The 20,026-nt window shown below is 44.9% G+C and carries 18 protein-coding genes and 2 tRNA genes; 5 read left to right on the top strand and 15 right to left on the bottom strand.

Translation table 11 applies throughout. The features are described from left to right. The coding region (locus HQM11_18595) for an AAA family ATPase (GenBank protein MBF0353050.1) at positions 1-520 on the bottom strand (520 nt) is incomplete at its 3' end. Between the two features lie 310 nt (positions 521-830). On the opposite strand from HQM11_18595, the gene HQM11_18600 reads away from it, so the two are divergent. Continuing rightward, positions 831-2,066, top strand: coding sequence for a hypothetical protein (locus HQM11_18600; protein ID MBF0353051.1), 1,236 nt, complete (start codon positions 831-833; stop codon positions 2,064-2,066). On the opposite strand, the gene HQM11_18605 is transcribed toward HQM11_18600, so the two are convergent. The 3 genes from HQM11_18605 to HQM11_18615 all read right to left on the bottom strand — a co-directional run bounded on the left by HQM11_18605 (position 2,056) and on the right by HQM11_18615 (position 2,957). Further along, on the bottom strand, positions 2,056-2,256 hold the full coding sequence (locus tag HQM11_18605) for a hypothetical protein (protein ID MBF0353052.1): 201 nt from the start codon (positions 2,254-2,256) through the stop codon (positions 2,056-2,058). The two genes, HQM11_18600 and HQM11_18605, sit on opposite strands and share 11 nt — an antisense overlap. A gap of 119 nt (positions 2,257-2,375) precedes the next feature. After that, positions 2,376-2,453, bottom strand: a tRNA-Pro gene (locus HQM11_18610). An 81-nt stretch (positions 2,454-2,534) separates the two neighbouring features. Next, a complete protein-coding gene (locus tag HQM11_18615) occupies positions 2,535-2,957 on the bottom strand; it encodes a hypothetical protein (GenBank protein ID MBF0353053.1) in 423 nt (140 codons plus the stop codon). Positions 2,958-7,018: 4,061 nt separating this feature from the next. Here HQM11_18615 and HQM11_18620 point away from each other — a divergent pair. Next, the gene (locus HQM11_18620; protein ID MBF0353054.1) at positions 7,019-7,579 is read left to right on the top strand and encodes a hypothetical protein; all 561 of its coding nucleotides are present in this window, start codon (positions 7,019-7,021) and stop codon (positions 7,577-7,579) included. Here the strand turns inward: HQM11_18620 and HQM11_18625 are convergent. Genes HQM11_18625 through HQM11_18640 form a run of 4 tightly spaced genes read right to left on the bottom strand, consistent with a single transcriptional unit; the run spans position 7,574 to position 9,989 of the window. Continuing rightward, positions 7,574-8,014 carry a riboflavin biosynthesis protein RibD gene (locus HQM11_18625; GenBank protein MBF0353055.1) on the bottom strand — a complete coding sequence of 147 codons (441 nt, stop codon included), beginning with the start codon at positions 8,012-8,014 and terminating at the stop codon, positions 7,574-7,576. The genes HQM11_18620 and HQM11_18625 overlap by 6 nt on opposite strands. 32 nt (positions 8,015-8,046) lie before the next feature. Next, positions 8,047-8,655 (bottom strand): DUF4254 domain-containing protein, encoded by a 609-nt coding sequence (locus HQM11_18630; GenBank protein MBF0353056.1) that lies wholly within the window; start codon positions 8,653-8,655, stop codon positions 8,047-8,049. Between the two features lie 7 nt (positions 8,656-8,662). Next, the gene (locus HQM11_18635) at positions 8,663-9,703 is read right to left on the bottom strand and encodes a glycosyltransferase family 9 protein (GenBank protein MBF0353057.1); all 1,041 of its coding nucleotides are present in this window, start codon (positions 9,701-9,703) and stop codon (positions 8,663-8,665) included. Beyond that, on the bottom strand, positions 9,684-9,989 hold the full coding sequence (locus HQM11_18640; protein MBF0353058.1) for a FliM/FliN family flagellar motor switch protein: 306 nt from the start codon (positions 9,987-9,989) through the stop codon (positions 9,684-9,686). The genes HQM11_18635 and HQM11_18640 overlap by 20 nt, the downstream gene beginning before the upstream one ends. A 106-nt stretch (positions 9,990-10,095) precedes the next feature. On the opposite strand from HQM11_18640, the gene HQM11_18645 reads away from it, so the two are divergent. Further along, positions 10,096-10,242, top strand: a complete 147-nt coding sequence (locus tag HQM11_18645) for a hypothetical protein (protein MBF0353059.1) — start codon at positions 10,096-10,098, stop codon at positions 10,240-10,242. Next, positions 10,242-11,255, top strand: a complete 1,014-nt coding sequence (gene xth / locus HQM11_18650) for an exodeoxyribonuclease III (GenBank protein ID MBF0353060.1) — start codon at positions 10,242-10,244, stop codon at positions 11,253-11,255. Before HQM11_18645 ends, xth begins: the two co-directional genes overlap by 1 nt. Here the strand turns inward: xth and HQM11_18655 are convergent. The 4 genes from HQM11_18655 to HQM11_18670 are packed head-to-tail and all read right to left on the bottom strand — an operon-like array spanning position 11,252 to position 17,190. Further along, entirely contained in the window at positions 11,252-13,360 is a 2,109-nt protein-coding gene (locus HQM11_18655) for an adenylate/guanylate cyclase domain-containing protein (protein MBF0353061.1), read from the bottom strand. The two genes, xth and HQM11_18655, sit on opposite strands and share 4 nt — an antisense overlap. Positions 13,361-13,364: 4 nt before the next feature. Further along, positions 13,365-14,642 carry a hybrid sensor histidine kinase/response regulator gene (locus tag HQM11_18660; GenBank protein MBF0353062.1) on the bottom strand — a complete coding sequence of 426 codons (1,278 nt, stop codon included), beginning with the start codon at positions 14,640-14,642 and terminating at the stop codon, positions 13,365-13,367. Between the two features lie 35 nt (positions 14,643-14,677). Beyond that, positions 14,678-16,243, bottom strand: a complete 1,566-nt coding sequence (locus HQM11_18665) for a GNAT family N-acetyltransferase (GenBank protein MBF0353063.1) — start codon at positions 16,241-16,243, stop codon at positions 14,678-14,680. Positions 16,244-16,251: 8 nt separating this feature from the next. Continuing rightward, positions 16,252-17,190 carry an exopolyphosphatase gene (locus tag HQM11_18670; GenBank protein ID MBF0353064.1) on the bottom strand — a complete coding sequence of 313 codons (939 nt, stop codon included), beginning with the start codon at positions 17,188-17,190 and terminating at the stop codon, positions 16,252-16,254. A gap of 292 nt (positions 17,191-17,482) precedes the next feature. On the opposite strand from HQM11_18670, the gene HQM11_18675 reads away from it, so the two are divergent. Next, positions 17,483-18,604, top strand: coding sequence for a response regulator (locus tag HQM11_18675; GenBank protein ID MBF0353065.1), 1,122 nt, complete (start codon positions 17,483-17,485; stop codon positions 18,602-18,604). On the opposite strand, the gene HQM11_18680 is transcribed toward HQM11_18675, so the two are convergent. From HQM11_18680 to HQM11_18690, 3 genes are all read right to left on the bottom strand, one after another. Beyond that, positions 18,564-19,151 carry an HAD-IIIA family hydrolase gene (locus HQM11_18680; protein MBF0353066.1) on the bottom strand — a complete coding sequence of 196 codons (588 nt, stop codon included), beginning with the start codon at positions 19,149-19,151 and terminating at the stop codon, positions 18,564-18,566. The genes HQM11_18675 and HQM11_18680 overlap by 41 nt on opposite strands. Before the next feature lie 42 nt (positions 19,152-19,193). Beyond that, positions 19,194-19,523 carry a hypothetical protein gene (locus HQM11_18685; GenBank protein ID MBF0353067.1) on the bottom strand — a complete coding sequence of 110 codons (330 nt, stop codon included), beginning with the start codon at positions 19,521-19,523 and terminating at the stop codon, positions 19,194-19,196. A gap of 240 nt (positions 19,524-19,763) precedes the next feature. Further along, positions 19,764-19,839 (bottom strand) — tRNA-Arg (locus HQM11_18690). Between the last annotated feature and the right edge of the window lie 187 nt (positions 19,840-20,026).

A 20,026-nucleotide genomic window follows, 5' to 3' on the forward strand; every position in this document is an offset into this window, starting at 1 on the left:
CGAAGTTGTCATATTCATCAATCAGGATATACAGCGGTAAATTCAGCGATGCGGCGGCCTTGAATAATGAGGAAAGTTTGAGACTGACAGTCGCTTCCCCGACAATGGATTTTTTTGTCTGTTCAGGAATCAGGGATGCGTATGTGTCCAGAAACGCGTGAATCTGGATGCGGCCATAACCTTCAAAACTTGATTGTACATGCTCCACATCGGCCCGGACCGCGGAAAAATTGAAAGGCAGGATCAAATAGGAATTGCGTTCCGGGGTAGGATGATCCCCAATCCAGAGTCCCTTGAAAAACCGCTCAAATTTATCTTTCTTGGCGATGTCGTAATAGGTTTCCAGAATCGAGACCCACAGCGACTTGCCAAACCGTCGGGGACGGATGAAAAACAGATAGCGGTTTTCTTCCAGCACCGGAATGAAGCGGGTTTTGTCAACATAGTAATCATTTTTCTGGCGAATGTCCTCAAAGTCGGACGCGCCATAAGCGATATTGCGAACACCGGGTTTGAGCATGGGAAACCTCCTGCGGATGATGGAATAGATGATGTTTGATGTTGTAAACCAAAATCCCTCCGGGCGCAAGAAGCCATAACATCTCACCACAAAATTCGCCGTGAATTGGAAAAAATCGCGCTGATCCAACAATGCCACACCGGAACAGTGGCATATGGTACCAGCAAGGATAAAACTCACAGGTCATCAAAACGACCCAATGGCTAAAAAGTTTCAGAATTTCCCTGATTTTTCTTTTCATTCCAGTTTTGCTTTGTTAAGTCTCAAACGTAACTATTCATTATTTGGTTAATTTTTCAGGGGAGGCACCATGAACAGAGCAGACGGCAGACGGCAGACGGCAGACGGCAGACGGCAGACGGCAGACGGCAGACGGCAGACGGCAGACGGCAGACGGCAGACGGCAGGGCAGAACTTTCAGCATGAAAAGTCCAGTCATTGCCGCCCAGGGCTTGGAAGAACGGAATCAGGGCTTGGTCAATTTTTCAGACTATTGCTGGTGGCGGGTCTCTGGCTGACGTTGTGCGGGTTTGGCGTAGGCGACCAAACGCCCACTGAAAAAGCGCGGGGATTGAGTTTTATGGATACGGACCCGATCAAGGGATTTATTGGCGGCTCCCTCATCATCCGGAAAGCTAAATCCGAAAGAACACTCGACACCTATTACGTTTATTGGGGAAACAACGCAGATCAGGAGATTGCTGAACTTGGCCGATTTTACAAAACAGGCGGAGATATTCAACGAACCCTTTCCAGCGGAATCACGATTCCACAAGGCGCGACGCGTCTGATCGTTAAAACCGGAAAAAATGACTATATCATGGATGACGGCATCAATATCCCTTTGGTGGATCTTTCCGAAAAAAGCTATCCCGTTCATACGGCCCGTGGCCTGGATGTCCGCCAACTGGTCATTGATATGGGACAGGTCAGCGGCAGTGTCACCATCGAGCGGTCGGAAGATGAAAGCGACATCACCCGGTATTATCTCTATTGGGCTGACAGCCCTGAAAATCCTGTGAGCAATATCATGTACGCTCCCATGGAAATGCTGAAACCCGGTGAAAACATCACCTTCATCTTTCAAGCGAAAATACCATTACCATCCTACGCGACACATTTGCTGGTGCTCACGGCCAACGACACGGGCATGATGAAAAATGGAATTTCCATTTCTCTCCGGGAACCTGTGCCGACACAGCTTCCTCGTGAAATCATGTTCCAGGATCTCTATAGTGAGAGTGGGATCATTGGTGGTGACATCGGCATTTTTCCACCGCGAGAACCTCACAATATTCGTCATTATCATATTTATTTGGGGATAGATGCCAACACTCGTGTGACACAAAACACCTTTGTCGCTAGCGTTCCCGTAAATTCATCCTACTTTATACATCCTACCGCATTGCCCGCGGGAACAACACATTTACTGGTTTATCCCGCCAATCGGGGTGGTGAATCCTCTATGCACGCCAGTGTCCCCCTTGTGGACATCACACCAGAAGTAGCCAATTCCATCCAATTGGGGCCTTTCATCAATTGTTAATGCTTATTAATATGTCCTTCTCAAGAAATTCATATTCAGCGGTTAATGCCCTGTCGAGTTTGTAGGATTCACGGTAAATACCATTATTCAGCGTCAACTGAACAAAGTTTTTCCCATACAAATTTTTTAATGATTTGGAAAGACGAATGCGGAAATGATAAGAAGAACTGGAAGGATACTTGATAAGCATAGTCCCCCAAAATAGTGCAAAGTGTTACTACTTTTGTTACTACTTTGGATAAGAACTATAAAAACACCAAAAAATATGTTTTGTAAGTCATTTATATTATTATAAGTTTTTTATTGATTTGGTCGGGGTAGCAGGATTTGAACCTGCGACATCCTGCTCCCAAAGCAGGCGCGCTAGCCGGACTGCGCTATACCCCGATTCACTAAGACGGCGAAATCTATCAGCTTCGTTTTAAAAAACAAGAAGAATTTTCAACAGTGGTTGAAAGTTCATGTTTATCAGATATGTCCAAGGCTGATACCGAAGCGATGTCGTATCAACACGAGCAAATGCTGATCATTTTCCAAGCCGGCAAACCTGATTTCTGTACGGATTTTTTCCTGAATGATCCGCAACTCCTGTTCCGTGGAACTCATGTCAATGTCACCTTCCAGATGCATGCGATTGAGATTTTTGATCACATTCAACCTCAGTCGTTGTTTCACTTTGGACAGGGACTCTATATTGACATAACTCAGGGCTGATTCAATTTCAGACTGGCTATAGCCAATCAATGATAACTTGACCCACACCGAAAACAGGTTTTCTTCACGCTCCCCCCCTCCCTGAGAGGTGGGCGCAGCTTGTCCCCAAGCCGTTGAACTCCCCATGAGTACTACTATTCCTGACAATATCAGAAACTTTTTGATCTTGCTCTGCATATGACCTCCTTTAATTGAGTTAACATAAATAAAAACAAATCGCCACATGTGAAAATGATCATAAACCTCGTGAATCAATTGGATTAATGGCACCTTTCAAAAAGACTGAATTTTAGTTTACAGTTTGCCCTTCAATGTCATACCTGCGAAGGCAGGTATCCAGTCCGTTGCCCGGGAGATGGACTGGATTCCCGCCTGCGCGGGAACGACAGTAAAGTGTCAACTACTTTTGAAAGGTGCCGGATTAATAAATAGAGATGTACAAAACACCCCAATATGAAACTGTAATAAATATATTGTTTTTCAAACAAATTATCCGACAGGACAGCCTCATACAGAATTTTCTGTGACAATATTAAACAGACGACTTCATCTCCGTAAATATGAATCGGAATACGCCAACAATAGTTCAAAACCTGGAACAGTTTTAATACTTGACTGCCAGCCCAGAGTGACCGGAAACAACCCAACGGTTACCTGAAAATACCCAGCAATCGTATATGTCTTTTGTTATGCGTTGTTGCAAAAATGTTTTTTATTCATCCTGAACGAATATGATGAATCTTATTGAATCATGCGTTGAGTTTGTGTCTTCGACAACAGGATAAATCTTAAGGCTTTGAGCATTGAAAGATCCCTCCCGACGTAGAGATACACGAAACGAGTGCTGAAACGAAGTGATGGATCTCTTGCCACTATTAAAGATTCTTCGCAGTTCAGAATGACGGATTCTATGCGTTTTAAGATTATTGATTTCACAATACCCAAGGTTTCTTACCCCTTGGTCCAGAGAGCACTTTTTTCTGAATTACATGACAGAGATTCGTTAGTCGCTATCGCATAATTCATTTTTGGTGTCATCCCAAACGGCTATCAACGTAAGCCGATACAGTTTTGTATTCAGTAACTTAGCTCTTCACTTTTTAGGACGTCCTCAAAATGTGCTGATACATGTGGTTTTTCTGTAAGAGCATTCCTTGTGAGTGCTCAGTCATACCAGATAACTGTATCGGCTTAAATTGGTAGCTGTCGAGATGGCACCACTTCCAATTTAATCGACAGCAAGGGGTTGGTTACATTTTCGGCCACACATTGTAGGGGCAAACCTGTGTGTTCGCCATGATCCCGGGCAGATACACAGGTCTGCCCCAGGGGAAAAAAACAAAACAGGTGGTAAATCAAAGATCGTTTTTTTAACACATGGGCGAAAATGTGACCAACCCCGACAGCGACTAGTTAGTATCCTTTTATTTTGGCCTGTTTCGGAACAGGGAATGGTGTCATATCGACCAATGGAGTCCCATATCTTCCACAGGCGTTCGGGATGACACGGATACCTGAATAGCCGAAATATGGAACCATGCCGATATTTTTTATTATTGTCATTCACTGCTTGTCCCGGAATCCAGGGGCATGCGGCGATTTGCGTTTAGATGACACCACTTCCAAATCGCGCGACCACGACTAATTATGTGATGTATCATCATTCTGAGCATTGGTCGAAGAGTCTCAATAGCCTAAACAGCAAACCCGTGGCAGTGAACTACAAGAATTAATAAATAATCATGACATGTGACTTAATCTAAAAAAAACTGGAATGCTAATTTTGAAAATAGCTATTTCCCTGCAGGTAATTCCTAAAGTTTATGACATTGCCCCCAACCCCTTCCTTATTTCAAGGAGATGAGCAGGAGATTGGTGGTGAAAATGCTTGAAACTTGGTGAATACTTACTTCCTCGAGTGTTGTGTTTGGGATAGCACATTGAAATTATTGTGGTTATTTGAAAACCGGTAATTTTATTGAATCTAATAAAATCAGTTGCATACCGTTTTTACAACATCAAAGGTACTTCTTTCCAAGCCTGAAGGAAGGCAAAACACAACACTCGAGTTACTTCACAAACACCATTCCGGAGACAACTACATGTTCTCCGCATTAAAAAAATGGTGTTCCTGTAGTTAATCAACCGAATTCTAGCCATCTCACACCAGCAAAATCTTATAAACCCGCCACCTCATCACAATAAATTTTGGCACTTTTCATTTACCAAGACAGTTTATCACCTCTACGAAGGAGAGATCTTATTCACCATGCGTTAAGATCCTTCGTCGCTTGTACCTATCTCGGTCAGGATGACACATTCAAACTGTCAACTACCAGTAGTACAACATGCCTCTGTTTACAGGTGTTAGTCGTATCCTGTGATTTGCTCATGTTTGTGATGCCATGACTTGTGATTTCAGTTTCTTGTCATACCGGACTTGAGCCGGAATCCAGATTCCACAAACCGTTGCGTGCCTCTGGATTTCGGATCTTCGCCAGGAATGACAAAAAAGAAAATCACAGGATACTAAATAAATAACCCAAACTTATGCCAGATCACCAAAAGCTTTTGAATCAAACAAAGTATTTGATTTGTTTACAGATTTTGATTTTGCTCCGTAGGAGCAGACCTGTGTGTCTATCCAGGATCAGGGCGAACAAAGGTTCGCTGACACCTGTCAACAAAACTGAATTTTAGTTTACAGTTTGCCCTTCCATGTCATACCTGTGAAGGCAGTAATTCAGTCCGTTGCCTGTGAGATGGACTGGATTCCCACCTGCGCGGGAACGACAGCAACGTCTCAACTACTTTTGAAAGGTGCCGGTTCGCTCCTATATTTTCGGGCATGTGTCAAAAAATCTTTGATTTACCACTGGTTTGGGTTTTGTCCCGTAGGGGCAGACCTGTGTGTCTGCCCGGGATTAGGGCGAACACAGGTTCGCTCCTACGTTTTGTGGCCGAAAATATGACACCCCCCCGAATGGGCTTGGTCACATTTTCGGCCATGTCAAAAAACGGTCTTTGATTTACCACTAGTTTAGGTTTTGTCCCGTAGGGGCAGACCTGTGTGTCTGCCCGGGATCAGGGCGAACACACAGGTTCGCCCCTACGTTTTGTGGCCCAAATATGACCAACCCCATCGCCCTGTTTTCAAATAGCTGAAATCACAGAATAAAAATATTGTTAATAGTTTGCCATCTCGACGAAGGAGAGATCTTATACACCAGATCCCTCGTCGATCGTGCCTCACTCTGTCGGAATGACATATTCAAACTGTCAACTACTTTTAACGGTTTCTGAAAGGTGCCTTTTCTATCTGGTATCCAATAGCCCCAAATTGTCTTGCACCTCTGGATTTCGTGTCACGCACGGAATGACGATAACATAAAATCACACCATACTAAGTACCCGACCATAAATCTTTAACCATTTTTTTCTGGTTCCTTACCTCTGGTACATGTCTGTTAAGAGCGGCAAACTTTCTGGTTACGAACGGGACGTTCGTAACCAGAAAGTTTGCCATGTTATTTTTTGAATGTTCCTAAGTTAAGTTAAGTTAAGAAATTACCTGCTAGAAAATTCTCCTTTTCAAAAGGGGGCATGGAGGATTTAACGCTCAGAATAACATCCCCCTAACCCCCTTAAACCAAGGGTGAATTGGTACCAGTACCGTCAGAGTGCTTAACTTAACAGTCTTGTACCTCTTCTGTTGGGGAACCTTCCTTCCCCCATCTCCGGTGGTTTGCCAAAAGCCGTGGCCTTATTCTACGTCACCTCGAAAGGTCTCTCGGACAATCCGGGAACAGCGCACGTCAACAGCAGGAATAGATAACGATTCATCGCGGATACCTTACGTATTTCCCGAACATAACAAAAAATCCATTGTGACCAACGCCCAGACAAAATACGGACTAAATAGTTGCTGTCGCTTCATTCAAAATTGGTGTCATCCCGACCAATGGGCGAGATCTTGAGTTATGTCAAATCAGTATCTTAATAAATATAAGATCCCTCAAATGCATTCGAGATAACACAAAACATAAGGACGCGACAGCGACTAATTATGCTTGATCTTTGTTCTTGAGTTATTATGGTGACCCCAATTTTCAGAACCCATGTTCTGTATCCTGTTAGTCTATCGTATTTTTCTTATCGGCATCTTCTCCTTATCCTTTAATTTTTTCCTGAAGATTGCAGAGATTATTTTAATTTTTCGATGAAAGAATCTTTATCTTATGTTGTATCTGATATTTCTTGCAGGCATTGGATGGTTGAAATGGAATGAAATCCAGTTGTATGAACAATATCAAAAACTTGCTTTAGGTTCTGTGACATTCATGTCTGAAGATTTGTCAATGAAAGCGGCGTATTTGTTGTGGATGGCAGGTTGTGTGCTGGAAGTTTTTTATCTGAAGCGTCCGTATTATCCCGGATTAGGCGGCTTTATGCTGTTGGTGTGGTTTTTTGCTTTTTTTATCAGAATCAGAGTGATGGATACGTTGAAACAAGCGGCCAACGCCATTCAAGACAACGGTCATGTGCCGCTGAATCAGGGACCCTACCGGTTTATCCGTTATCCACATCATGTTTGCCTGATTCTGGAAATATTCTGTGTCCCATTGCTTCACTCAGCCTGGATCACTGCGTTTCTGGGGACTGTAATCATGGGACGACTGATCTGGAAAAATGTTGTTGAACTTGAAGAGTCCGGAATTTCTGCACATGCCGAAAATCCATCTTCAGAGTCCTTGCCAAGGTTTATTCCAAGAATCAGAAAGTTCTCAATGTTTTCATGATTTTTCTGGAACAACCGCATATCCCTCAAGCCAGTCTGACAAATATTCAGAGACTTCCCGGTGGCAAACCCCTTCCACCACTTCGATTCCGGCATTGTGTAGCATGTCAACCCCCATCCCATTGACTTTGGGATGAGGGTCTCTGATGCCGATAATAACCCTGCCTACCTGTTTTTCAATGAGCAGACTGGCACAAGGCGGTGTCCTTCCATAAAAAGAGCAGGGTTCAACCGTCGTGTAAACAGTGCTGTTTTTTAAAGAATAACCATGATTTTCAGCATCCCTGACCGCCATCACTTCAGCATGGGCCTGTCCGGGGGGTTGTGTTCTCCCCCTTCCGATGATGATGCCATCTCTGACAATCACGCACCCGACAAATGGATTGTCTCCAGTGGAGCCTTGAGCCATGAGCCCTTGGCAAATTGCTTCCTTCATGAAAAAAACATCCTCCTGTTTCATGAGGCCCATCAGGTTCCGGATGTGTTCTTTTTTGAGTAAAGAACAGGATTCAGCGTTGCGTCATTATACATCTTCATCTGTCGGTACACTTTCAGATATCTGGTACCTTTCATCAAATCCTCAAGCAACTCCCGAAAACATTGTCCCAGATCTTTTCGCTGCTCTGTCAGCAACAGTACTCGATCCTGACATTTTTCACGATGTTCTCTGGTTGCGTCCTTCCGTTGAACCTGCTCTTCCATGTGAAAAATTTTCAAAGCATTGATAAACAGTCGATCCACCACACTTCCCGGCGTCTCGCTATTCAGTCTGGCCGTTGGAATCCGGGAAATCTGCAACTGCTTCAGTTGCTCAAGCATCCATTCGTCGATCCGTTCAATCAAATCATTGCGTTGCTGGTTCAGTCGGTCAATGTTGCGTTTTACCTGCGCGATCTGTGGGTCAGTGGCATCAGGATCGCGTGCCAGATCTTCCTGATGCCACAACTGAAAATTAGTGTAATGCTGGGCTGAAGCCAGAGTCAGCCAGTCCGTGACCGTAGCTTCCGCATACGGACTTTGATGCCAGTGGACCACCTGATCCATTTGAAGTTGAAGAAACTGTGAAATATCAATCATAAAACTCTCAAGAAAGTGAATGACGTAAAGCCTGGATTTCAGCAATCACCTGTTGTGGTGAAATACCAGTTAAACATTCCAGTCCGCAAGCAGGGTACACACAATTCTGTTTACAGCCGGGATCAAATTCTACAGCCCGATGTTGGGGACTGTCCGGTGGTGTCCAGTTCACTGCTTTGGGGCGTCCGAACACAGTCACTGTTGGTGTCCGGGCCGCAATGGCGAAATGACAAGGGCCATTGTCATTGCCGACATGCAAGCGGACTTTTTCAAAGATCGCTCTGGTTTGAGACAGGGTGGGCACAGCATAATCAGGCAAGGCCTTTTGTTTCATGGATTGGCGAACATCATCCACAAAGCTCTGCTCACCCGGACCATAAATGAAGAGGATTTTCGCATTCATTGTTTCTGTCAGCCAGTCGGCGACTTCAGCAAAATTTTTTGCGGGCCAGACCTTGTAAGGTTGACGTGACACAGGCGAAAGCGAAACCACAAAATCATTTTCTGCCAAACCCAGTTGTTCAAAAAGTTGATCAGCATAATGCCGGTCTTGTTCGTCAACTTCGAAAAAAAGGGGAAACTCCGACAAGGTGAGGCCTAAGGGTTCCAGGAGCTGTGCTTTGTGTTTTGCGGCATATTGTCCATTTTTGCTCATTGTCACACGGTGTGTATAAAACAGGCCCCGGCCCCGAAAATTGAATCCGATCCTGAAAAATGCCCCTGTGATCCAGCTCATAGCCGCACTTCTGGGGTTTCCAAAAAAATCAATCACCAGATCAAACCGCCTCTGCCGGAGCGACCACAAAAATTTCAATTCACTCCAGAATGAATTCTTTTTGTACAGGAGGACTTCATTCACATGGGCACTGGCCTTAAACAACTGATCAGAGGGGCGTTCTGTCAGGAAGGTGATGTGCGCCTCAGGAAACTGACTGCGGAGTGCCGCCACAGAAGGCGTGGTCATCAGAACATCGCCAATTCGCCGCAATTGAATCAACAGTATTTTTTGGGGAACAAGCATGAGGGAATTATTCGGAAGCGAGTTCATTGATTCTTTTTTCAGGAGTTCCAATCTCGGTAATGCGCGCGCCAAATCTTTCATTGACCACCACGGTTTCAGCCTTGGCCAGATGGCGGTCATTGACCCACAGTTCAAAGGGTTGGTCAGCCCAGTTTTCCAGCTCAAGAATGGATCCTTGTCCCAGATTTAGAATATCGCCGATTTCCATGGTACATTCGCCCAAAATAAAGCGTACTGTAAAATCCATGTCCAGCAACTGCTCAAACTGGGCAATTTGTTTGGCTGTTAGCGCGGATTGTTCTTTATCTTTCATCAATGTTTCCTTCCATGATAAAATTTGAACTGGCAAACGGTTTTAAACTTTGCTAGAAAGTTTGTTTTTTCCTTGATGACTCATAATTTTCCCATTGGAGAGCACCATGTCACCTAAAAAAAGAACAGAAATGATCCGAATTAATAAAGATAAACCCAACAAGGCAAACCTGCAAAAATGCCGTAAACGACTCCAGAAAAATGTTGACGTTCTTGTTCAACTTGCTCAATTGGCAGACGCTCAGGACGCCTGATGAAGGATCTCCTCCATCCACTGAAAGAAGGCCTGACTCTTGAGGAGCTCAGGCATCTTTCAGGTTCCCGTTTTCAGGACTCTGTCCCCTGGCTCTATGATCAATGGCGCTCAGGCAATCTGAAGGTCCTGCGTTTTTCAGAAAACTCCAGTTCCCGCAACCCTGTTCCCTATTCCAACCGTGCTTTTTTTCTGCCTGATGACCAGGTTCAGTTTATTCTCCCCGCAGAGTCCTCACATCAGACGGTGGCCACCTGGAATGTCAATTCGATCCGCATCCGTTTACCGTTACTTCTGGAATGGTTGCAAGACAAAGCTCCTGATATCGTCTGTCTTCAGGAAACAAAAGTAGAGGATCACCAATTTCCTGTGCTGGATCTGCAATCCGCAGGTTACCACAGTGTATATTGCGGACAGAAAAGCTATAACGGTGTCGCAATCCTTTCCCGATTGCCCATCGACGAAGTGCATTACGGATTTCGGGATGGCTTCGATGCTTCTGAAAAACGCATGATCCGGGTAAAAATCGGCAAACTCCATGTGATCAATCTGTATGTGCCACAAGGACAGACACCGGATTCCCCCAAATTTGCCTACAAACAGGAATTTCTGAATCACGTTCTGGATGAAATTCAGCAGAATTATTCTCCCGAGGCATCATTGTTAGTTGCCGGGGATTACAATATCGCACCAGATCATCGAGATCTTACCTTTGCCGATCAACGTCAGGGCATGGTCAGTTTTCATCCGGTGGAACACGCCTGGCTGAAAAAACTGGAATCATGGGGACTCAAGGATCTGTTCAGAAAACATCATGCCGAGTCAGGACTTTATTCCTGGTGGGATTTCAGAACCCGGGGATTTGAAAAAAACGATGGGATGCGCATTGACCATCTCTGGGGAACCGCTTCTGTTTTAAATGGCTGTGAATCTTCAGTGATTGATGTGGATGTCCGCCATAAGCCCCAGCCGTCAGATCATGCACCCGTGCTGTGCACTTTGAGTCTGCCCTAATACAGTAGCCTTTTCATTTCCTCACACCGTTCAATATACACTTCCACAGCCCGATCATCCGGACTGCGCATCAAACATTCATGAAACATTGGCAGGGCTTCGCGGTACATTCGGTCGTGATACAGGGTGATGGCTTCTGCAAAAGTTTTTTCGATGGCAAATTTATTGTCCCTGACCTCTGTCGGTTCGCCATCCAGCACTTCCCAGACCGTGATCCGTTCTTTTTTTCCTTTCACGGTGACCTGATCAATCATGCGGATTGTGTAGTCATGTGGATGTCTGAGTTGAAAAAACGTATGGTCACTGATCAACAGGGATGCCCCATAAATTTTGGTCATGGATTCCATCCGGGATGCCAGATTCACTGAATCACTGATCACAGTGCCTTCCATCCGGTGTTCCTCACCTACGGTACCGAGCATCAGGGGACCCGTGTTGAGGCCAATTCCGATCTTGATCGAATCACGTCCGGGTCTACCGCGTGTGTGATTGAAATCAGGAAGTTTCCTCAACATGGCAATACCGGCTTTCAGTGCGTCATCCGCATCCTGATCAAACAGGGCCATGATCGCATCACCGATATATTTGTCGATAAACCCCTTATGTTCCCTGATGACAGGCCCCATCAGATTGAGATAGGAATTGATGAAATGAAAATTTTCATCAGGTGTCATATTTTCGGACATGGAAGTGAAAGAACGGATGTCGGCAAACAGAATCGTCATATTTTTTTCGACATGGTCACCAAGCTCCACATCCATGATGCTGTCCTTATTGAGCAATTGAAGGAATTCATGGGGAATGAACCGGTCTGAGGCTTCATGCATCACCTCCAGTTGATGATGGATTCTGGAAAAATGATTTTCGAGCATCATTCCCAGTGTGATGATGAATCCGGACATCCCCCAGGGAAACCATTCCTTCCATTCTCCCGGCAGGATTCGGAGTTCAATCAGTGAATCTCTGGCAAAAGTGAAGGTCAGCAGGATGAGGCCCAGCATAAAAATTTTGGCATCCGTATCGCCTCTAAACGCATAAACCAGCGCAATAATCATGGGAATTCCCAGTCCAATCAGGATACAAATTTCGAACAGGGAAACAATGAGTTGTGGAGACAGGATATCAAAGCCAACCAAGGTCATTGAGACAGCATAATTGAGCAATCCAACCTGCCAGATTCTACGCATCAATTTAAAAATTCCCGCTCCGAAAATCTGTTCGAAAAAAGCACACAATGCTAATGGCCCCAGCAACAGCACACTCAACCACAAATATTTCCAATACCAGGGATCATACAAAAACAGCTTACTGATTTTTCCATTCAGAAAAATCCAGATTCCTCCGCACAAAATGAAACTCCCCAAGGCAAAATGTGCCGAGCCTTCATTCCGGTGAATCACAATTGAAAGTTGAATCACCCCCACCAGAATCAGAAATGATCCCAACATAAAATGATCAGCGTTGTTTCTAAGTAGCAGGAGCAGGTTATCGGCCCTTGAATTCCATGAGACACTGCGAATTGCAGGAGGAGGCATGCTTTTAACATCGGAAATCAGTAATTTGCTTCTGATCTGTTCCTGCAACAGAAAACTGGTCAGATCCATCCGGATCAGAAGATCCTTGCCTAAAGCTGTTTCATCCAGCACCATTAAACCCAATTTCTGAAAATCATGATGCAGGCAATCTTCTTTCTGGCAGGACCATAAAAACTGATGGCCCACATAAAAGGAAATGGCATTGGCTCGAAAATCACCTTCAATGTAAAGGCTCGGTTCTTTCCAGGGATGATCAGGAATGGTGGTCCGCAACCACAGGATTGAAGTATTGATTCCCTTGGTCAGGTGGCCTGGAATTGAAAACAGTTCCCAATCTGACAGATCTGGTTGTAACGTCCAGGCAGGCTGCCCCTGTGCGTTGACAGGCGACTCTCCCCAACGATAATACCAGGGATTTCCACTGGAATCCGAAAGATCGACTATGACATCAGACAGGGAAAGACTTGCGGAAGACAGCATAATTACTGTCAGCAAGAAGACCGACACCAGATATCTGAAAGTTCTGGAAAGGGTCGCTGTGACATGACCTTGGGGAAGAGATGAAGCCATGTTATCAAGAGATTGAGGTTGATTCCGTTGGTTCCCTAAGGGGGATCGTAATGGTGAAGGTAGTTCCCTGATTCAGTTGGCTTTCGCACCAGATCCGGCCATTGTTTTTTTCCACCATCTCCTTGCAGATGATCAGGCCCAGTCCTGTGCCTTTTTCACCGTCTGTCCCATTTCGAAAGTATTTTGCGTCAATTTTAAATAGCTTTTTTAAATCCTCCTCTGAAATACCAATTCCAGAATCAGAAACAGAAACCTCCGCATGATTGGCAATGGTTGTCGCATTGATGATGATGCTACCTTGTCTTGGCGTAAATTTGGTGGCATTTGAAATCAGGTTTTGAAGCACAGAATGGATCATGGTCTGGTCTGCGTACACCCTTAGATTTTCGGGAATATTCACAGCCACATTCAATTCCTTGTTTTCCGTATTTCCACGGAGAGATTCCAGAATATCAGACACAATCTGTTTCAAGGAAATTACCCGGGGTAACGGCACAATCCGGTTGGATTGCACCATCGCCCAGTTGAGCAGATTGTTGAGCAGATCGCTCAAATTCAATACAGAATTATTGATCAGATTCAGAATTTCCGTCATATCCTGACGATTGAGAGTGTCACTATTTTTCAGCGCCACCTGAGCCAGATTGATGATGCTTCCCAAGGGACTTCGCAAATCATGTGAGATGATGGAGAAAAATTTGTCTTTGCTGGAATTCATCTCCTGAAGTTTTTCAGCGTATTTGCGGGATTTTTCCTCGGCTTGACGGTATCGCAACGCATTATTGAAGCGATCAATGGAAAACAGCAGGGAACGAACCAGTCCCCTGGAGGTGACTTCATTGATGACCACAAATTCCTGAGCTCCATAGGTCAGCACCTGTGTCGCAAGAATCGGATCATCCACCGGACTGCAAACCAGAAGCGGTGTTTCAAAAAACAAAAGACTGTCTTCTGAAAAGATCTGGAGAATTTCAGTTTCAGGAAGAGCTATAGACAATAGCACCGCATCATAATGTTCCAGAAACATTTTTTCCAATCCATCCAGCAGATTGGTAACGTGAGTGATGCTGAAACTGCGCTGAATCATGAGCGTGTACACCTGCTCCACGACCATGTCAGGAGGACTCCAGAATTCCGTGTGATTCCTTTGCCAATGCACATTGGGCGTGATATCCATCGGCAACACAATATTGGCCGCGGACGCATCACCCAACAGTGCGCGGATCCTTCCGGCATTGTCAAAGTTGTCATCAATGATCAGAATATTATAGTGCTTTTTCATTCAGCCACAGCTCACAATACTTTTGTTGATTAAAATCAATCAATCCGTTCCAGTTCAAAAGGTATTTTTGGATTCAATTCATATAAATCCGGACGACGGTCAAACCAGGGACGAACAGACCCGATTTCACGCTGCAATGACAAACTGTTCAAATCCAGTTCGGCAATGACGACCGTTTCAATGTTAGGATTCGCTTCGCCTTCTATCGCGTTCAACGGAAACGCGAAATCACTGGGTGTCAGCACAGCCGCCTGCCCATAATTCAACAGGTAGGACTTGACGTTCGGAAGATTGCCGACATTCCCCGCAATCACCACATAGATGTAGTTCTCCACGGCTCTGGCATGTGCGGTGATTCGCACCCGGTTATAGGATTTTCTTTCATCAGTACTGAATGGAACAAAAATCACTTCAACACCGGACAGGCACAATAACCGGGAGAGTTCAGGAAACTCAATGTCATAGCAAACCAAAATCGCGATTTTCCCAAAGGGTGTGTCAAAAATTTTCACACTTTTCCCCGGATGAATATCCCAGAATTTTCTCTCCGCCGGTGTGATGTGCAGTTTATCCTGCGTATAGACATTTCCGTTGGGAGTGAACAAATGAGCAACGTTGTAAATCTTGCCGTCACGTATCACAGGCTGTGAGCCGCCAATGATATACAACCGGTGTTCTTTGGCTTTTTCTATAAACATCTGGGTATATCGGTCCGTCATCTCTGCCAGCCTGCGCATGGCGGCCGGTCCATCCATTTCAGGAGGAAACATGCTGAAGAGCTGGGCTGTGAACAGTTCGGGGAACATCAAAAAATGACAATTGTAGCAATCTGCGGTGTCCACAAAAAATTCCACGTTTTGTTCAAAATCCTCCCAACTGTTCACTTTGCGCATCATATACTGAGCGGCACAGACACGGATCTTGCGTACCGGATGTTTCAATGGTGCACCGGAAATCTTCCGTTTTTCAGGCCGGAAATCTGTGTTCAGGTGTTCTATCCATGTCGAATAGTTCGCACTTGACGCATCCTGAAAAAAATCAGGGAGAATTTTTTTGACCTTGTATCCAGCCTTGAGGTGGGCATTGAGTGCCAGATCCTTGATATTTCCGGCAACGACTTCTTCCACATATTCTTCCGGAGAATATTCACCCGCATGTTTGCGGTATCCCGGAATACGACCATAAGCCACCATGCGCATTAAGTTATAACGCTTCATCAGTTTTTTTCGTTGCACATAGAGCATCCCGGCGATTCCATGCCCCCGGTAATCAGGATTAACACCGATATCCGCACCATACAGCGTGTCACCGGATGGATTATGGGTGCTGAAGGAAGCGCCGCCGGTCAATTCGTTATAAGTATAGGGATGCTCATCATCCAGTTGGACAATAATGCTGGCCGCATACCCAATCACTTTCCCCTCCAGTTCTGCCAGAAACTGACCTTCTGGAAACGCATTGAACTGCAACTGGAATGTTCTTGCATTGGACAGAGAACCTTCAGGAAAATCACGGTAAACCGCTTTATGACATTCCACAATGCTTGGAATATCGTTCTCTTGCCAGCGGCGAACCTTGATGTTTTTTTTATTAAAAGCCATAAATTTCCTTAGCCATTGGCTGTGATTTGTTGAATCAGTTCTTTCAGGGATTTTTCCGCCTGATCATTGGCCACCTGACAGGTTCCGGCATTCACATGCCCGCCACCGCCATATTTCAAAGCCAATGCCCCGATATCAGTTTTTGAATCTCGCTTGATAATTGAGTTACCAATGGCAAAAACAGTGTTCTGCTGTTTCAAACCCCACATGACATGGATAGAAATATTGGTTTCCGGATACAGGGCGTAAATCATGAACCGGTTTCCGGTATAAATGGTTTCTTCATTTCGAAGATCTAGGACCACCAGATTGCCATGTACCGTGGAACAGCGCTGGATTTGCTCCTTGGATTTTTCAGCATGTTCAAAATACAGTTCGATGCGTTCAGCGACATCCGGCAGATTCAGAATCTGATCAATGGAATGCTCACGACAATAGTCGATCAGTTGCATCATGAGTTCGTAGTTGGAAATACGGAAATCCCGAAACCGTCCCAGGCCTGTGCGGGCATCCATCAGATAGTTGAGCAGCACCCAACCTGTCGGATCAAGTATTTCTTCTTTGGAAAATTGTGCGGCATCGCCTTTATCCACCGCGGCCATCATTTCGTTGTATTTGGGTGTGAATGTTTTTTCACCGCCATAATAATCATAAACAACCCGGGCCGCGGATTGGGCATCGGGATCAATGATGTGATTTTCAGGCTGTTTTCCTCCACGTCGGATGATTTCACTGTGATGATGATCAAAACACAGGAAACAGCCTTCCACATAGGGCAGATTGGTCACGATGTCCTTGTTCGTGATGGCTATTTTCTGATCCTGCATGTCTTTGGGATGAACAAACAGAATATCTGAAACCAGCTTCTGTTCTTTCAGTAAAACAGCGCACACCAAACCGTCAAAATCACTTCGGGTTACTAATCGATAGGATTGATTGTCTGACACAATACCTCTTTTTGAATAAGGTTAAGGTTGGGGCCGTTGAATTTAAGGCCTGTTTTGATCATTCATGGCGTTCCGGTGTTCGTTCTGAACATATCGGACCTGCGTTGACATTTTGATTTCCGCGACATAAAAAGTTCACAGAACTTGATAGTGATATATCAGAAGAGAAAGTTTTTGAGCAATCCCGAATTCTGTTTTTTTAATAAAATATTCACAGTATCGGGCTTTTTCCTATCTCCGCAGTGGCAAATGCGCCAGTGTAAACTCCACTCAATCCATTTCAGGCTGATTTATGGACAAAAAACCGGGAATTCTCATTGTGGATGACCAGGAAAACAACCGACTGGTCATTGAAGACATCCTGCGAAAACTCAAATGCACCATCAAGGGGGCATCTTCCGGGGAAGAGGCTCTGGAAATATTACAAGTCTGGCCGGCGGATCTGATTCTCATGGATCAGATGATGCCGGGACTCAGTGGCATTGAAACCGTCAAACGCATCAAAGCCCAAAAACAGTTTGAACAGCTTCCCATCCTGATGGTTACAGCCAAAGACGAAACCGCCACCTTGAAAGAAGCGTTTGAAGTCGGCGCCATGGATTATATCCTCAAACCTGTGGAACGGGTGACATTGCTGGCCAGAGTTGGTTCAGCCCTCAGGACCAAACAGGCGTTTGACGAGATCAAACAGTTGACAGAAACCCTCACCCGGCAAACCGAAGAACTGACCCATTTCACTCACATGGTCAGCCATGATCTGAAATCGCCTGCGGCCAGTGCGGCCAGTCTGTTTGAATTTTTTCTGTTTCGCCTGAAAGAAGATTATGCCGATGTCTGGAATAATCAGGATTTTCAGGAAATCCTGGTACGGATACCCCGTTTGTTCAGAAAAATGCTGGGCTTTGTGGATACCATGCTGAATTATGCGTCATCGGGAAAAATTGTGGGTGAGTTGGTGCTGGTCGGAATGAATTCTGTGATTGAAGAAGTCCTTCCTCATTTTGACCCGCAACGTGAGGAAGGAATCGTTGAATTCAAAATAGCTCCCAATTTGCCTCAAGTGGAATGTGATCCTTTAAAAATGGGGCAGGTCTGGCAAAATCTTCTGGGGAATGCGATCAAATACCGGGGAGAAACCAATCCGGTTGAAATTAACATTGGATGCGAAGACCATGGAAATGGTTACAGATTCTGGATTCACGACAATGGTCCGGGAATTGATCCAGAAGATCAGGAATCCATTTTTCAGCCATTTACCAGGGCTAATGATACCGTAGAAGGCAGCGGCATCGGTCTGGCTACGGTCACCCGGATCATTCAGGCCCATCATGGAAAAATCTATGTAGATTCTCAAAACCGGACAGGCGCGAAATTCATGATCGAACTCCCTCGTCCGGGCCAGGCCACTTCCTGATAATCATAGTCACAGCCTCATAAAGATCATCCACCCATGCAAACGGCTCCCGGTCACATTTGCGGTCATCTCCCGCGTGACCGGTTCTGACGCCAATAACCGGCATTCCCCAGCGATAAGCCGCTTCAAAGTCAGTGGTGGTGTCTCCGATAAACACACAATCCTTTGGCAATATGCCATGTTTCCGGGCCGCCTGGTCAAACATCATAGTTCCCGGTTTACGGCATTCGCAATCCACACACAGTTCTTTGACCCCATCCTTCAGCGGTTTCGGATAATGCGGACAATAAAACAGATCGTCAATATGGGCGCCGACCTTGGCAAACCCCTGATTCATTTTATCACAAATTGCCTGAAATTGTTCCATAGACAGCGTTCCACGGGCAAAACCGGATTGGTTACTGACCACAATACAGCGCCATGATTGCTCATTGATTTTTTTGATCGCCTCTGCGCTTCGAGGAATCCAGATGAATTGTTCCGGTGTCAGAATAGGGCCTGGCTCCTGATTGATCACGCCATCCCGGTCAACAAATACGGTTCGCATTGGACTTTTCAAATTGAAGGTTAAAAGAAGACATCCATTCGATTATCGATCACCTCTGTTTCTTCGATCAATGTATCCCTGTTCCATGCCGCTGCCCATTTCAGGAAACCTGAAAATTGCAGGCTTTTCTGACTCTGTCACAATCGTCAGATACGAGGTGGTCTTTCGGGTGTTTACAAAATGCTTGAGTTCTTCATGCAGATTAGTATCCGAATCTTCGTCAAGAGTGATCATCAATGAAATATTTTCTGCAAAATTTTGATGATCCCTCAAATAAAACAACAGCATCTGATACAGGTTATGCAGAGAATCCATCGAATTGATCGAAATTTCCCATTTAAACAGATTCTTCTTCTTTTTTTCCTCAGTCATCAGCACCTCCTCATATATTCGTTGAAAAAAATTTTGTGAAACTGTTAGAAAAGCCCAGGTTGGACATCTCTATGTGTCATTCTGTCATATCATCACCTCCATGTGATTCGCTTTTGAAACACAGGCATTTTTTTACTCTGTCTCACGTTGAATGATGCCTTTCAGATTCATATTTTGCAAGGTTGGATTCAGAACAAGTACAGATTGAAGAAATCTGTGTATCAGGGCATAATTATGGCTTGGTGCTCCCGCCGGGACTCGAACCCAGAGTTGTGGTTTAGGAAACCACCGTTTTATCCGCTTGAACTACAGGAGCGTCTGTGTGAAAGGGGCCGCATAGTCCTATGAATGATCCGCAAATTCAAGGTTTTTTCCAAGAGATCCTCTTCACCTTTTCAAAGGGCAAAAGTCCAGTATATTCTACGGGATAAGGAATGGGATAAATAAAATTTTGAGGATGATTTTTTTGAGATATTGAAGGAACTTCCAGACTTGGCTTTTTA

This window comes from SAR324 cluster bacterium (genome assembly GCA_015232315.1).
Taxonomy (GTDB): Bacteria; SAR324; SAR324; order SAR324; family NAC60-12; genus JADFZZ01.

Excerpts from the sequence above, each read along its gene's own strand:
- HQM11_18600 (MBF0353051.1), top strand. The coding sequence starts at position 831 with ATGAACAGAGCAGACGGCAGACGGCAGACGGCAGACGGCAGACGGCAG.
- HQM11_18635 (MBF0353057.1), bottom strand. The coding sequence starts at position 9,703 with ATGAACTCGCTTCCGAATAATTCCCTCATGCTTGTTCCCCAAAAAATA.
- HQM11_18615 (MBF0353053.1), bottom strand. The coding sequence starts at position 2,957 with ATGCAGAGCAAGATCAAAAAGTTTCTGATATTGTCAGGAATAGTAGTA.
- HQM11_18625 (MBF0353055.1), bottom strand. The coding sequence starts at position 8,014 with ATGAAGGAAGCAATTTGCCAAGGGCTCATGGCTCAAGGCTCCACTGGA.
- HQM11_18605 (MBF0353052.1), bottom strand. The coding sequence starts at position 2,256 with ATGCTTATCAAGTATCCTTCCAGTTCTTCTTATCATTTCCGCATTCGT.
- HQM11_18685 (MBF0353067.1), bottom strand. The coding sequence starts at position 19,523 with ATGACTGAGGAAAAAAAGAAGAAGAATCTGTTTAAATGGGAAATTTCG.
- HQM11_18655 (MBF0353061.1), bottom strand. The coding sequence starts at position 13,360 with ATGGCTTCATCTCTTCCCCAAGGTCATGTCACAGCGACCCTTTCCAGA.
- HQM11_18660 (MBF0353062.1), bottom strand. The coding sequence starts at position 14,642 with ATGAAAAAGCACTATAATATTCTGATCATTGATGACAACTTTGACAAT.
- HQM11_18665 (MBF0353063.1), bottom strand. The coding sequence starts at position 16,243 with ATGGCTTTTAATAAAAAAAACATCAAGGTTCGCCGCTGGCAAGAGAAC.
- HQM11_18640 (MBF0353058.1), bottom strand. The coding sequence starts at position 9,989 with ATGAAAGATAAAGAACAATCCGCGCTAACAGCCAAACAAATTGCCCAG.
- HQM11_18620 (MBF0353054.1), top strand. The coding sequence starts at position 7,019 with ATGTTGTATCTGATATTTCTTGCAGGCATTGGATGGTTGAAATGGAAT.
- HQM11_18680 (MBF0353066.1), bottom strand. The coding sequence starts at position 19,151 with ATGCGAACCGTATTTGTTGACCGGGATGGCGTGATCAATCAGGAGCCA.
- xth (MBF0353060.1), top strand. The coding sequence starts at position 10,242 with ATGAAGGATCTCCTCCATCCACTGAAAGAAGGCCTGACTCTTGAGGAG.
- HQM11_18645 (MBF0353059.1), top strand. The coding sequence starts at position 10,096 with ATGTCACCTAAAAAAAGAACAGAAATGATCCGAATTAATAAAGATAAA.
- HQM11_18675 (MBF0353065.1), top strand. The coding sequence starts at position 17,483 with ATGGACAAAAAACCGGGAATTCTCATTGTGGATGACCAGGAAAACAAC.
- HQM11_18630 (MBF0353056.1), bottom strand. The coding sequence starts at position 8,655 with ATGATTGATATTTCACAGTTTCTTCAACTTCAAATGGATCAGGTGGTC.